Source organism: Gordonia jacobaea (assembly GCF_001186365.1).
Taxonomy (GTDB): domain Bacteria; phylum Actinomycetota; class Actinomycetes; order Mycobacteriales; family Mycobacteriaceae; genus Gordonia; species Gordonia jacobaea.
Map to the genome: position 1 here is coordinate 304,669 of NZ_LDTZ01000016.1, position 14,861 is coordinate 319,529.

General features: G+C 67.3%; 4 protein-coding genes. 3 read left to right on the forward strand and 1 reads right to left on the reverse strand.

Going from position 1 to position 14,861, the window contains the following annotated elements; all coding sequences use genetic code 11:
• Window positions 1-8: 8 nt before the first annotated feature.
• Window positions 9-13,730, reverse strand: coding sequence for a non-ribosomal peptide synthetase (locus ABW18_RS10140; RefSeq protein ID WP_049698852.1), 13,722 nt, complete (start codon window positions 13,728-13,730; stop codon window positions 9-11).
• Window positions 13,731-13,746: 16 nt separating this feature from the next.
• On the opposite strand from ABW18_RS10140, the gene ABW18_RS10145 reads away from it, so the two are divergent.
• From ABW18_RS10145 to rplX, 3 genes are all read left to right on the forward strand, one after another.
• Complete coding sequence (locus tag ABW18_RS10145; RefSeq protein ID WP_049698853.1) at window positions 13,747-14,025, forward strand: hypothetical protein; 279 nt, start codon at window positions 13,747-13,749, stop codon at window positions 14,023-14,025.
• A 147-nt stretch (window positions 14,026-14,172) separates the two neighbouring features.
• Window positions 14,173-14,541, forward strand: a complete 369-nt coding sequence (rplN, locus tag ABW18_RS10150) for a 50S ribosomal protein L14 (protein WP_005208410.1) — start codon at window positions 14,173-14,175, stop codon at window positions 14,539-14,541.
• Between the two features lies 1 nt (window position 14,542).
• Window positions 14,543-14,860: a 50S ribosomal protein L24 gene (rplX, locus tag ABW18_RS10155; RefSeq protein ID WP_005208409.1), complete on the forward strand. Its 318-nt coding sequence runs from the start codon at window positions 14,543-14,545 to the stop codon at window positions 14,858-14,860.
• The last annotated feature ends 1 nt before the right edge of the window (window position 14,861 follow it).

Genomic DNA, 14,861 nt, shown 5'->3' on the forward strand with positions numbered 1-14,861 from the left:
ATTCCTCCTCAGTTGATGTCTTCGGTTGACGTGACGCCACTGGTGTGGCGCCACCGATGGCGCGCAGTTGCCGCGTCGTCCATGCGATGCCTCGATGTCCGACGCGGTTGTGGGGAGAGGACATGCGCGAAGTCGACGACGTTGTGCGGCAGAAGCATTCGAGCGTGAGTGCAGTCGACATCGATATTGTGGATGTACCCGTCGACGTAGGGACGCCATCCGTCGACGGCTCGTGCACCCCGCTGAGGTGCCCTGGTGGCGGAGACGAAGGTGATGTCTCCGTGGAACACTCGAGGACGCCACGGATTGGCGAGGGAGCCCGCCTGCTCGAAAACGCGGTGCACCGTGCCGAATTCGGCTCTCGACAACCCCGCGAGCATCCCGCCGGCCGACCGCACCGCGTGCCAGGCGTCGTCGACATCGGGTGACGCGGTGGGATCGGTTGTGGTGATGCCGAATTCGCTCATGAGCTCACCAATGGAGGGCTCGGTGACGAGGTCGGGTCGGTCGGACAGGACGTACGAGTCGAGGATCGTGAGATCGCCGATGACTTCTCCGCTCCCCTGAAGGATCACCGCGATCTCCTGGGCGATGATCCCGCCGAGCGACCAGCCGAGCAGATGGTACGGACCGGACGGCGCGACCGACTGGATCTGTTCGGCGTAGTACGCGGCGAGTTCACCAAGCGACGACGGCGCAGGCTGCCCGGACAGCGTCGGGTGCTGGAGGCCGTACACGGGACGGTCGGGTTCCAGGTGGGGTAGCAGCGACGCGAATGCCCAGGAGAGTCCGATCGCCGGATGCACGACGAATAGCGGTGCCTTTGTCGACGCAGACTCGCGCGGCGCCGACCGCAGCGGGATGAGTACCTCCCAGGCGGAGCGAGAGCCCGCGCTGCTGTTGTCCGGTTCGTGTGACGCAGGGTCGATCTGTGAGGCGAGTTCTGCGACTGTCGGTGCCGCGAACACCTGGTGCGCGCGTATCTCGACTCCGAGAGCGCTCGACAGACGATCGGTCAGGGTCGTTGCCTGCAACGAGTTTCCGCCGAGATCGAAGAAGCTGGCGTCTGCGGCGATCTCGTCGTCCGGCAGTCCGAGTACCTCGATGAAGATCGCCGCGATGGTCGTCTCGGTGCCGGGGCGCGGGGCGCGCCCACGTCGCGTGATCTCCGGAGCCGGGAGCGCCGTGCGGTCGAGCTTGCCGACGGGGGTCAGTGGGATCTCGTCGAGAACAGTGACCGTCGCGGGCACCATATGGCGCGGAAGGCGTTCTCGCAGGGAACTTCTCAGGTCATCGCCCAGAGCGGTTCGATGCGAGGTGCCGGCGTGGGCGGCTCGCTCGGCGAGCGTCACGTAGCTGTGCAAGGTGGTGCCGCCCTCCGTCGACGCGGAGTCGTCCCCGGACTGGCCGGCTCCGGCCAGCACTGTGACCGCGAAATCGATCCGAGGGTCGGCCGTGAGCGCGTCGTCGATCTCTCCGAGTTCGACGCGGAAGCCACGAACCTGTACCTGGCCATCGCTTCTGGCGACGTAGGAGAGTCGGCCGTCGTGCGTCCACCGGACGAGGTCTCCGGTGCGGTACATGCGGCAACCGGCGAACTCGTCTCCGGCGACCATCGGGGCGGGCAGATACCGCGACGCGGTGAGCCCGGGACGACGGTGGTAGCCGCGGGTCACCTGCGACCCGATCAGGTACAACTCACCCACGACACCCGCGGGCACCGGATGCAGGCGCGCATCGAGTACGAGTGCGCTCACGCCGTTGTTCGGTGTGCCCATGGTCAGTTCGTCGTGTGCGCGCAGCGGATCGCTCGAGGTGGTGATCACGGTGGTCTCGGTGGGGCCGTAGACATTCATGATCCGACGCCCCGCCGACCACCGCCGCGCGAGATCTGCTCCGTAGGCCTCGCCGCCGATCGCGAGGCACGTCAACGTCGGGACATCGGTCGGCGACATGCTCGCCACCGCGGCGGGCGTGATGAATGCGTGGGTCACCCCGGTCCGAGTGAGGAACCGCGCCAACGGTTTACCACCGTAGACGTCGGTCGGAGCGATGACCAGGCATGCGGAGCCCGCTGCGGCGAGCAGGAACTCGAGCACCGAGGCGTCGAAGCTCGGTGACGCGAAATGGAGCACCCGCGATCCTTCGTCCGGTGTCATCCTCGCCCGCAACTCGTCGCGGACCGCACGTAACCCGGAGTGCGGCACCAGAACGCCCTTCGGTCGCCCGGTCGAGCCGGAGGTGTAGATGATGTAGGCCAACTGGTCGACGCCTGCGGGTACTGCCTCGGTCTCTGTGAGGGGAGCTGTCGACGCGCCGGCGAGCCGGTCGAGTACCGACTGCTCGTCGACGACGAGTATCGGCATCGTCGAGGAGGGGATGCGCTCGCGGGTCGCCGAGTCGGTCACCACGAGTCGCGCACCGCTGTCGGTGAGCATGTGCGCGATCCGCTCCGGCGGGTACGTCGGGTCGACGGGCACGTAGGCGGCTCCTGTCCGCACGATGGCCCAGATGGCAACGAGTGCCTCGATCGACCGGGGAATGGCCATGGCCACAACAGGTTCGCTCGTCGCCTGCGCGTCCGATTCCCAGACGCCACTGGCCAGCAGCACACGTGCGAGTCGGTGCGCGCGGGCGTCGAGCTCGCGGTAGGTGATGCTGGTGTCGCCGTCGGTGGCGGCGATGCCGTAGGGGTTGCGTGACACGGAGTCGTCGAGAATCTCGCCGAACGTGATCGGTTCGCCGCTGACCGGTCCGCGCGCGGGTGCGACATCGGCAACCTCGAGCGGATCGGTGATGCGGATGTCGCCGACCGCGCGCGTGGTGTCGGTGGTGAACGCACGGACCACCCGCAGGAACCGGATGGCGAGGTCGTGGGCATCGTGGTCGCGGTACCGATCGGCGGCGAACGTCACCTCGAGGGAAGCGTCGGGTGAGTGTAGGTGCGCGATCGTGAACTGAAGACCGAATTTGGCCTGGGCGGAGCCGATCTCGCCGATTTCCCCGCGCAGCCCCGGTGCCAGGTCGACCTGTCCGTGCGCGACGTCTGCCCCGTAGTCGTGGACCGAGAGTGCGACCTCGAAGAGCGGATGTCCGCCGACCGACCTGTCGGGATTGACCGCTGCGACGACGTCGTCGAAGGGCACGTCGCGATGGTCGAGCGCATCGAGGTCGTCGTCTCGCACCCGCGCGAGCAGGTCGCGAACGGGTTCGGTGCCGTCGAGCCGAGTGCGCAGGGCGAGCGTGTTGACGAACATTCCCACCACACGGCTGAGGTCGGTGTCCGGGCTATCTGCGAGTTCAGCGATGTCCCGATTCGCCACCGGCGTGCCGATCACCACGTCATCGCCTACTCCGAGTCGGTGCAGGAGGGTGGCGAGTGCGGTGTGGAGCAGAGTGAACGGGGTGGTCGAATAGGCTCGCGCACAATCGATCACGGCGTTGCGCAGCCCGTCGTCGAGCGGAATCGATACCGAACCGGCAACCGACGGCGAACTCTTGTGTGCGTCGGCATGGGTCTGCGCGGGGCGGGTCGGCTTTGGTGCGCAGTCGGCCGGGGCGCCTGCGAGCAGGCTCGTCCAGTAGGCGAGATCGTCCTCTTTTTCACTTCGACGGTCGGCCGCGGTGACGATTGCGGCGTAGTCGCGATAGTCGAAAGCCGAAGCCTCCCAGAAGGTGTCACGGCCGTTGAGTCTTTCGGAGTAGGCCGTGGCGAGGTCGTCGATCAGAATCGGCAGCGAGGCGCCGTCGGCCGCGGCGTGGTGGATGACGAGGACGAGGATGTGCTCGCTGGTGGTGCCCTGCGAGATCCGCGTCAGGAGATGCGCGCGCATCCCAGGCTGCGCCGAGATGTCGATCGGGGTGGCGCACAGGTGCTCGATCAACGCCGACGCGTCGCTGTCGTCGCTGTAGCCGAGCGGTTGCAGATGCCCGATCGCGCGGTCGGCCCCGACGAGAACACCTCCGACCTGCGTACCGCCTGTTTCGGAGGGGTAGACGGTACGCAGGCCGGCGTGCCGCGACACGAGATCGACCAGTGTGTCGCGGAGCGTCTGACGGTCAAGGGGTCCCGTCAGGCGCAGTGTGAAGGGCATCAGGTAGTCGGTCGACGCCGGCTGCGTGCGAGCCAGCGACAGTAGTCGACGCTGCATCGGCGCGATCGGAATGATGCTGCCGCGCAGAGGAATCAGCGTGGCGGAATGACTCCCTTGCTCGACGTGCTCGTCGCGGCCGACGAGTTCCGCGAGCGCGGCAACCGTCGGGCGATCGAAGATCTCCCGCACGCGAAGCCTGGTTCCGTCGTCGCTGCGCAGCTTGGCCGCGAGAGCCGTTGCCTGCAACGACGTTCCGCCCGCGGCGAAGAAGTCGGTATCTGCGCCAACGCTGTCGCGTTCGACGCCGAGGACGTCGGCCATTGCGTCGGCTACCCGCTGCTCGGCCGTCGAACCGAGCTCTCGCACAGCAGCCGCCGCCGGTGCGGTCGGTGCGGGCAGCGAGCGACGGTCGATCTTTCCGTTGGGAGTCAACGGGAACCGATCCAGCACGACGACGCTCGACGGCACCATCTGCCGGGGCAGACTCGCCGCGACATGCGCGATGAGGTCATGGTCGGACGGGGAGTCGGGCCGGGTCGACGTGACGTACGCGACCAGGCGTGCCTCGGCGCCTTCTCCGTGCACGAGTGTCAGCGCGGCGTCGACGTCACGATGTGATGTGAGCGCGTGGCTCACCTCGTCCGGCTCGATGCGGAAACCGCGCACCTTGACCTGATTGTCGCTGCGGCCGTCGAAGACCAACGACCCATCGGTGGTGCGGTGCACCACGTCGCCGGTGCGATACATCAGCCCGCCGCGCGCTCGCGGATCGGCGATGAATCGTGCAGCGGTCAGACCCGGACGGCCGAGGTAGCCGCGTGCGACCCCCGGTCCTGCGAGGTACAGCTCACCGGGTACGTTGTCGCGCAAGGGATTCAGTCGATGGTCGAGAACCAGTGCGGTGCAACCGATAACCGGCTCGCCGATCGTGATCGCCTCGCCGGGACTCAACGGCTGCGACATCGTCGCCACGATCGTGGTCTCGGTGGGTCCGTAGCAGTTGACGTAACGCCTTCCCGGTGCCCAGGCCGCCACGAGTTCTGCTGGCGATGCCTCGCCCCCGACGCCGAGCGTCCGGAGCAGCGGCAGCGGCGCAGGTGTGGCTGCCATGAGCGCGGCGGGTGTGATGAAGGCGTGCGACACCGCGTGCTCGGCGAGGAACTCGACGAGCTCGTCTCCGCCGAAGATGGTCGGCGGCGCGATGACCATCGTCGCACCCGCATCGAAGGCGAGGAGGAACTCCAGGAACGTCGCATCGAAACCGGGTGACGCGAAATGCAGTGTGCGATCGCCGGAATGAACGTCGTAGCGGTCGCGCTGACTCTGGCTGAACGCGCCGATGCCTCGATGCGTCACCGTGACGCCCTTGGGTGTGCCGGTCGAGCCGGAGGTGTAGATCACGTACGCGGCGGCGTCGGGTCGACGAGGCGCGGGAGCCGGTGGTGCCGCGCTGCCGCGATCGAGTGCTCCGGTGTCGAACCAGTGCAGGTCGGACGACGCGTCGAGCAGTGCGGTTCCGAGTGCCCCGTCGGTGTCGGTGATTCCGACTGCGACGTCGGAGTCGCGGAGCATGTGCTCGATGCGTTCGGTCGGATACCGCGGATCGATGGGAAGCACCACGCCGCCCGCGCGCAGGACTGCCCAGAGCGCGGCGACGAACCGCCACGACCGGGGGAGTGCCACGGCGACTACGTCTTCCGGCCCGACGCCCTCGGCCCGGAGAGCGTTCGCCCATCGTGCCGAGATCTCGTCGAGGCGCGCGTACGTCAGCGCGACGTCGCTGTCCTCGACGGCAATGAGATCACGGTGGCGGGTGGCGGTGAGCTCGAGCAGGTCACCGAGGTGAACCGGGTCGGGCGTCGTGACATCACGCGCAGGCTGCGTTGCGACGAGATGGTCGTCGACGCTGCGGTCGGGGTGTGCGATCAGTGCATGGGCGAGTTCGACGAAATCGTCTGCCAGGGACTCGATTCGGGCGCGACTGAACAGGTCGGTCGCGTACGTCAGACGTAGGGTGTCGCCGCGCGACTGCACCTCGAGGTCGAATCGCGCTGCGCCGGTGTCGACTTCTTCGATCCCGGTGCGTACTCCACGTAGCGCGGAGTCCGTTGTCGCGAGCGGATCGTCGTCGACCGTCAGTGAGATGGTGAAGATCGGGTGACGGCCCGTCCGAGGGGGACGCAGGTCTGCCACGACGGCGTCGAACGGCATGTCCGCGTGTGAGAGGGCGTCGAGGTCGGATCGGCGCACCTCGTCGACGAGTTCGGCCGCCGACCACGTTCCGTCGACGCGGGTGCGCAGTGCGACCGAGTTGACGAACATTCCGACCAGTTGCGCGAGACGGGGATCGGCTCGTCCAGCGACGGGTGTCCCGATGACGATGTCGGCGTCGGAGCCGCTGGTGTGCACGGCCTGGTCGGCGCTGTGGTGACGTAGCAGAGCGACGAGCACCGCGTGCATCGCCATGAACTCGGTCGTCGTCGAGCTACCGAGTTCGGTGAGGCGCGCACGCACATCGCGGCCGAGGGCCACCTCGACGACGTCGGCGCCGCGTTGCCCTGCTGCGTCTGTCGCGGGCGCGACGTCGGGCAGCAGTACCGGGGCGGAATCGAGACCGTCGAGTTCGGAGCGCCACCACGCGGTCAGGTCGGGCAGGCGCGCGTCGAGCCGGTCACGCTGCCACCGCAGGTAATCGCGATAGTCGAGGGGGAGCGGATCTGCCGACGGTGATCGACCGTCGGACAGATCCGCGTAGGCGCCCGCGAGGTCATGCGCGAGTGGCGCCATCGACGCGCCGTCGGCGGCGATGTGGTGCACGACGACGGTCAGCTTGTGGTGGTCAGCGGAGTCGCTGAGCCGGTGCAGCGCGACGCGGATGGGCAGATCGCGCGTGAGGTCGAATGGACGCTGCGCCAGCGATTCCGCGGCTACACGCCATTCCGACGCCGAGACGTCCTGGACGTCGAGCGTGATGTCGCTGTCGGCGGCGACCACCGCTGCCGGCAGTCCGTCACGTTCGGGATATACGGTGCGCAGCGGCTCGTGGCGGGCGATCACCCAGCGGAGCGCGCCGGTGAGCGCGTCGACGTCGAGTGCGCCTCGCATGTCGAGTGCGAAGGCGATGGAGTACGACGCGTCGGGCGCATCGTCGTCGGCGCCGAGCGTGTTGAGGAACCAGAGCTGCCGCTGAGCAGGTCCGCAGAACATCTCGGTTGTCGGATCGTGCTGCAGGAGATCGTGTTCCGCGGGTGCCGCGTCCGCGCACAGAAGTGCGAGCTCCGCAGCGGTCGGATGATCGAAGACGTCGCGCACGGCCAGGCGTGAGCCGCTGTGTTGTCCGAGCGCATCCACCAGCTGCGTCGCCAGTAGTGAGTTGCCGCCGAGTTCGAAGAAGTCGTCGTCGACACCGACGTCGGCGACCGGTCGGTCGAGTACCCGGGCGAACACGGAGCAGATCATGCGCTCGGCGTCGGAACGAGGTGCGACAGGCTCGGACTCGCGTGCGGTGTCGGCGTCGCCGGGCGCGGGTAGGGCGCGCAGGTCGATCTTGCCCGCGGGAGTCCTGGGGATCTCGGGAACAGCGATGATCGCGGAGGGAATCATGTGCCGCGGCAAACGTTCTCGCAGTTCGGTCAGCAGCGCCGCGCGTGTGTGCTGGCCGGCATCGACCCCGTCGAACGCGACGAACGAGATCAGGCGCGCCGTCGCACCTTCACCGTCGACGACGCTCACCGAGGACTGCACGGCGTCGAGCGCGGTGAGCGCGGCGTCGACCTCTCCCAATTCGATGCGATGCCCGCGTACCTTGGCTTGGTCGTCGGCGCGGCCGCGGAACTCGAGGCGATGATCGGCGGTCCAGCGCACCAGGTCGCCGGTGCGGTACATCCGTTCGCCGGGATCGCCAAAGGGATTGGCCACGAATCGCTTCGAGGTCAGTCCGTGCACGCCGTGGTAGCCGCGGGCCAGGTGAGTTCCCGAGACGTAGAGTTCGCCCGTCGTGCCGGGTGCGACAGGGACGAGTCGCTCGTCGAGAACGACCGTCGAGACGCCGCGAATGGGCCTGCCGATCGTGACGCGGGGTGAGCGCGACGTCGTGGGTTGCTCGACGATCGGGTCCGAGACTGTCGCCACGACCGTCGTCTCCGTCGGCCCGTAGGCGTTGAAGATCGTCGTGGTCTGCGCCCATCGACGGACCGCTTCGGCATTCGGATGCTCGCCACCGATCACAAGCACCTCGAGCTCCGGCACGGCCTCGGGATTCATGGTGGTCAGCAGCGACGGCGTGAGAAACGCGTGGGTGATGCCCGCGGAGCGCATCAGATCGGTGAGTTCGCCACCGGCGACGGGATCTGGCCCGACGATCCGCATCGTCGACGCGCCTGCGAACGCCATGAGGAGTTCGAGGACCGAGGCGTCGAAGCTGGGCGACGCCATGTGCATCGTGCGGCTGTCGGCGGTGAGCCCGAACTGTGACACCTGTTGTGCGGCAAAGTCCGCCAAACCACGGTGGCTGACGACGACGCCCTTCGGCGTGCCGGTGGTGCCCGAGGTGTAGATCATGTACGCGGGTTGGTCGACGGAGAGGTCTGGTGCGTCGTCGCGCTGTGGCGTTGGGGTGTCGCCGCCCGGACCGTGGATCTCGTCGAGCGTGATGGTCGTGATGCCGTTGGCCGCGTCGCCGAGCTTGTGGAGCGAGTCTGCGTCGCTCAGCAGCAGGCGCACGCGGGAATCGGTCAGCATGAACTCGATGCGAGCGTGCGGGTAGGCGGGATCGATCGGTACCCATGCTGCTCCGCATCGGGTCACCGCCCACACTGCGCGCACCCACTCCGCGCCCCGTGGAAGTGCAATTGCGACAAAGTCTTCCGGACCCACTCCGTTGTCACGGAGGCGCTGTGCGAGAAGTTCGGCGTCGGAGTCGAGTTGGCGATAGGTGAGTGATGTCTCGCCGTCGGTCACGGCGATTCGGTCGGGCTCCGAGCGAACCGCAGCGGCGAGGATCGACGAGAAGTGTTCGACGGGGCGGGTTCCCGCGCCGACCGCAGGTACCAGTCCGAGCCGCTCACTCTGGTCGAGAACGGCGATGTCGCCGACGGCGAGTGTCGGGTCGTCGGTCACCGTGGTGATGATCCTGCCCAGTCGCGAACCGAGGCCGGTCACGGTCGCGGCGTCGAACAGTCTGGTGGCATAGCCGATTTCGATGTCGATGCCGGACGGTTGCCCGTGCTCGTCGGTGTGTTCGACAAAGGTGAACGAGAGGTCGAACTTGGTGGTCGCGATATCGATCGGCGAGCCCGTTGCCCTCAGACCGGGGAGGTCGATGGTGATGTCATCGCGATTGTCCACTGCGACCGAGACCTGGAAGAACGGATGGACCTGTGCCGATCGCTGTGGATTCAGTTCGGTAACAAGGTGATCGAAGGGGATCGCTGCGTGGTCGAAGGCGTCGAGGTCGGCGTCGCGGATCTGGCCGAGTACAGCCAGGAAGGATGCGTTCTTGTCGACGTGCGTCGGCAGTGCGAGGGTGTTCACGAACATTCCGACGAGAGCGTCGAGGTCGGCGTCGCCTCGACCGGACACGGGTGTGCCGACGACGATCTGGTCGGAACGGGCATAGCCGCGCAGCAGCGTGGCGACCGCGGCGTGCACGACCATGAAGAGGGTCGCGTCGCTGTCGGCGGCCAGCGCCGTCAACGCGCTGTGACGTTCGCTGGGCACCCTCATCGTCACGACATTGCCCACGACACTTGCGCGGTCCGAGCGCGGACGATCAAGCGGCAGTTCGGTTTCGGCGGGAGCATCGGCGAGACGACTGCGCCAGAAGTCGAGGTCTGTGCCGTCGGTGGTGGTCAGCGCGGCACGTTCGGTGGCCGCGACTGTCGAGTACTCGACGGGCAGGGGTTCCCAGTCGGGCGCGTGACCGTCGACGCGTGCGCTGTAGGCGGTGGCGAGATCGGCCGCGAACGGGGCGAGTGACCATCCGTCCGCCGCGAGATGATGGATGACGACGATCAGCGTGTGGTCGTCGGCGGACGTGCGCAGGAGCCGTGTGCGGATGGGGAAGTCGCGCGTGAGGTCGAACGGCTGTGAGGCGACCTCGGCGGCGCGTCGATCTACCTCGTCGACCTCGTCGATAGTCATGTCGATGGCGGCGTCGTCGGGGGCGTGAATGTCGAGGAAGGCATGCCCGTCGTGCTCCGACACCGTGCTTCGTAGCGGCTCGTGCCGTGTGACGACGTCGTTCACCGCGGCGCGCAGAGTGTCGACGTCGAGGGCGCCGACAAGACGCACGCTGAACGGAATGTGGTAGGCGACAGCAGAATCCGGGTCGAGGCGAGCGGTCAACCAGAGTCGCTGCTGTGCGGGTGACAGCGCGACCTGTCCGTCGGTCGACGCTGCGATCTCGTCGACGGGCTGGGTGGCTGTGAGCTCGTCGTCGACTCCTGCTGCGCGCAGTGCGTGACAGAGCGCGGCGAGGTCGGGGGCGTCGAACACGGTGCGTAGCGGCAGTCGGTGTCCGGTGCGGCGCGCGAGGCGTGCGCTCACCCTCGTGGCTGACAGCGAGTTGCCGCCGAGGTCGAAAAGGTTATCGGACAACGAGACCCGGCCAGGCACACCGAGCACCGCGGACACCGTCTCGACGACGGCGACGTCGAGTGCCGTAACCGGCTCGATCCGTTCGCTCTGCGGTGACGTGCGAGTCGGCACCGGCAGTGCGGCGCGATCGAGCTTGCCGTTGCTGGTCGTCGGTAGATCCGTGAGCACGGTGATCGTCGTCGGGACCATATGGGGGAGAAGGTGATCAGTCAGCTCGGCGCGTAGGTCGCGGGAGTCGAGGTCATCTGCGCCCGCGACGTAGCCTGCCAGTTCGACGCCACCTGTGGCCGCGTCGTCGAACGTGATGACCGCCGCGCTGCGGACGCCGGGCACTGCCGCCAGCGCCGACTCGATCTCGCCCAACTCGACGCGCTGACCGCGGATCTTGATCTGTGAATCGGCGCGACCGAGGTACTCGATCTCGCCGTCGGCACGTCGGCGCACGAGGTCGCCGGTGCGATACAGACGTGCGCCGGGCTGACGCGGATCGGCTACGAACCGTGCGGCGGTCAGGTCGGAACGGCTCGCGTAGCCGCGAGCGAGTTGGACGCCGCCGAGGTAGAGCTCACCGATCGCGCCGACGGGTTGCGGCATCAGGTGATGGTCGAGCACGTGGGTCGACGTGTTGTCGACGGGCCGACCGATCGGGATATCGCCCGCGTCGCTGCGGCATTCGTCGTGATAGGTGACGTCGACGGCCGCCTCTGTCGGGCCATAGAGATTGTGCACCGGCGCTGACGTGAGCTCGCCGATCGAGCCGACGGTCGCGGGCGTGAGTGCCTCACCGCTGGTGAAGATGCGTCGCAGCGACGTCAGAGCGTCCGGTGTGAACGACTCGTCGAGGGTGAGCGCGTCGGCAAATGCCGACAGCATCGACGGCACGAAATGCAGTGTCGTGATGGACTCTTCGGCGATGACGTCGCGCAGATACCACGGATCGCGGTGGCCGTCGGGCCGTGCGACGACAAGCGTGGCGCCCGCGACGAACGGCAGGAAGAACTCCCACACCGAGACGTCGAAGGTTGCCGGTGTCTTCTGCAGCACCCGGTCGTCTGAGGTGAGGCGATAGCGATCCTGCATCCATCGCAGGCGATTCACGATGGCGCGGTGGTCGATCACGACGCCCTTGGGCCTGCCCGTCGAGCCGGAGGTGAACAGCACGTAGGCGGGGTTATCGGGGCGGGGTGCGCGGGGCCGCGCTGTTGACGGTGATGGCTCGGTCAGTTCATCGACGGTGACCACCGGAGTGTCGGCTCCGGCCCAGCCGGGTGCGGCGATGATCAGCGCGGGCTTGGCGGTGTCGAGGATGTGCGCGAGGCGCTGCGTGGGTTCTGCGGGATCGATGGGCAGGAATGCTGCTCCCGCGCGAATGACCGCGTGCAGCGCAACCACCTGGTCGGCACTTCGTGGAAGAGCAACGCCGACAACCGATTCCGGGCCGATTCCGCGCGCGGCGAGTCCGGCCGCCGCACTGCGTGCGCGTGCGGTGAACGTCGCGGTGTCCAGCGTCTCGACGCCGGGTTCGATCAGTGCGGTGTGCGTGGCGGTGCCCTGTTCGAGCGCGGCGTCGAGCAGCGAGATGAGCGTCGAGTCGGTTGCCGCAACGCTACGGCCGTGGGCGACGTCGTCGATGGCCGCCAACTCCGAGGCCGTCATGGGTGTGATGTCGACGACGGGCAGGTCGGTTGGGGCGCAGACGAATCGTCGTAGGAAGTCCACGATGCGGTTGTGATGCACCGAGACGTCGTCGGCGGTGTACACATTCGGGTTTGCCTCGAGGTCGAGTCGCATGCCGCCGGTGAAGCCGTCGTAGACGTTGATCGACGCGTCTTCGACGGGGCCGGTGGACAATACGTTCAGTTCGCCGCGCAGCGAGCCGAAGTCGATGTGCTCGAAGAACAGCATGACGTTGACCATCGGCCCGAAGAATCCGCGCCTGCCGTCGGAGTCGTCGAGGATCTCGGAGGTGATCTCTTCGTGCCGGAAACGCTGATGTCGCACAGCGCCTTTGATGTCGGAGTTCATGATCCGCAGCGCGTCGGCGACGGTCGTCGTGGCGTCGAATTCGATGCCGACGGGTAGGACGTTCGACGTGAGGCCCGCCGAGGTGCGCAGGAGGTCGGTGTCGCGGCATGCCACCGGGAGGCTCAGCAGGGCGTCGTCGCGATCGTTGAGGCGTGCCAGGTAGATGGCGACCGCCGCGGTGATCACCGACGCTGCCCGCACCCCGTGATCTGCGGCGCGCGAACGGATGTCCGCGACGAGGTCGGCGTCGAGTTCGATGCTCTCGACGATGGCGACCGGCGCTGCCGGTGCACTCGCAGGCGACAGGGACGTCGGCTCGGGAGCGTCGGCTCCATCGGGGCGCAGGCGCTGCTGCCAGTGGTCGCGTGCGCGGGTGAACGCATCGGAGGCGTGGTACTCGCGGTCGATCTCGGCGATCTGCGCCATCGTCGCGCTCGACGGTGCGGGCGCGGCGTGACCCTCGGTGATCGCGGTGTAGTGGGCGGCGACCCGGACCATCATGTACATCGCGGCGTAGCCGTCGAACGCGATGTGGTGGCCCCAGCAGTACCAGAGCGCGCGGTTCGGGCCCAGACGCAGCAGATACGTTTCGAGCAGCGGATCGGTGTAGACGTCGACGTTGCGCGACCGGTGGTTGTCGATCCATTCGAGAGCCCGCGCACGCGGCTCGTCGTCGTCGGAGAAGTCGACGAGCCCGAGCCTGATGTCCCTGCCACGATCGACGACGATGCGAGGTTCGCCGTCCTCGTCGTCGACGACACGCAACAGGCCCGATTCGGTTTCGTTCGCGGTCAGTTGCACCGCCCGGTCCATCACCTCGGCGTCGACGTCGTCGAAGAACTCGGCGAAGGCCGCGACCGACATCGGGGTGTCGGGGTCGAGCTGCTGTGCGAAGAAGATGCCGCGCTGCGCCGCGGTCAGAGGGAGCGGTCGGCTCTGCGCGTCGGCAGACGGGTGCTGCCCGCCCGTGGAATGCCCGCTTGTGAAATGAGTCGTGCTCACCTCGGTGCTCACTGTGCCTCCTCGTGAGGTGACCGTCGCGGTCAAGCGCGGCGATCGGTCGGTGGTGGTGGCCCTGTGCCCGGTGGATCTGACCGTGCTTCGCGCGACTAAGCGCCGCAGATGGGTGCGGCTTGGAGAAAAATCGAAAGCGCGGGCGGGCGTGGAGGATGGCGAAGGGGCCGTCGTGGTCATGCCTGTCGGCAGCGATTTGGCCCGGACCTGCGCGTTCGCCTACACTTGTGGGGTTGCCTGCGGCGCGTTGAGCGTCGCGAATCGGCTCGCGAACCCACCCGGTGGTGCGTTGTGATCGCAAGATCGGAACAAAACCCCAGGCAGGCGTGTGTCCGGTGGTAGCAGACCGTGTGCGTCGGGTCGGAAATTCGGCGTACAGATGCGGTGGCCCACCTCGGTGGATCCGCCGTGTCGACTACATCCAGGTCAAGGAGACTAACGAGTGATTCAGCAGGAATCTCGCCTGCGGGTCGCCGACAACACCGGAGCCAAGGAAATCTTGTGCATCCGCGTGCTGGGCGGCTCGTCTCGGCGCTACGCAGGCATTGGTGACGTCATCGTCGCCACTGTCAAGGACGCCATCCCCGGCGGCAACGTCAAGCGGGGAGAGGTCGTCAAGGCTGTCATCGTGCGCACCACCAAGGAGCGCCGTCGTCAGGACGGAAGCTACATCCGTTTCGACGAGAACGCCGCCGTCATCCTCAAGGGTGAGAGCGACCCCCGCGGTACCCGCATCTTCGGCCCGGTCGGCCGCGAGCTGCGTGAGAAGAAGTTCATGAAGATCGTGTCGCTGGCACCGGAGGTGATCTGACATGAAGGTTCACAAGGGTGACACCGTCATCGTCGTCTCGGGCAAGGACAAGGGCGCCAAGGGCAAGGTCATTCAGGCCTTCCCGAAGGAAGAGCGTGTTCTGGTCGAGGGCGTCAACCGCATCAAGAAGCACACCGCTGCGTCGGCCAACGAGCGTGGCGCGGCGTCGGGCGGCATCGTGACCCAGGAAGCGAAGATCCACGTGTCGAACGTGATGGTCGTCGATTCCGAGGGCAATCCCACCCGCGTCGGCTACCGCGTCGACGAGGAGACCGGCAAGAAGGTCCGGATTTCCCGCAAGACCGGGAAGGACATCTGAT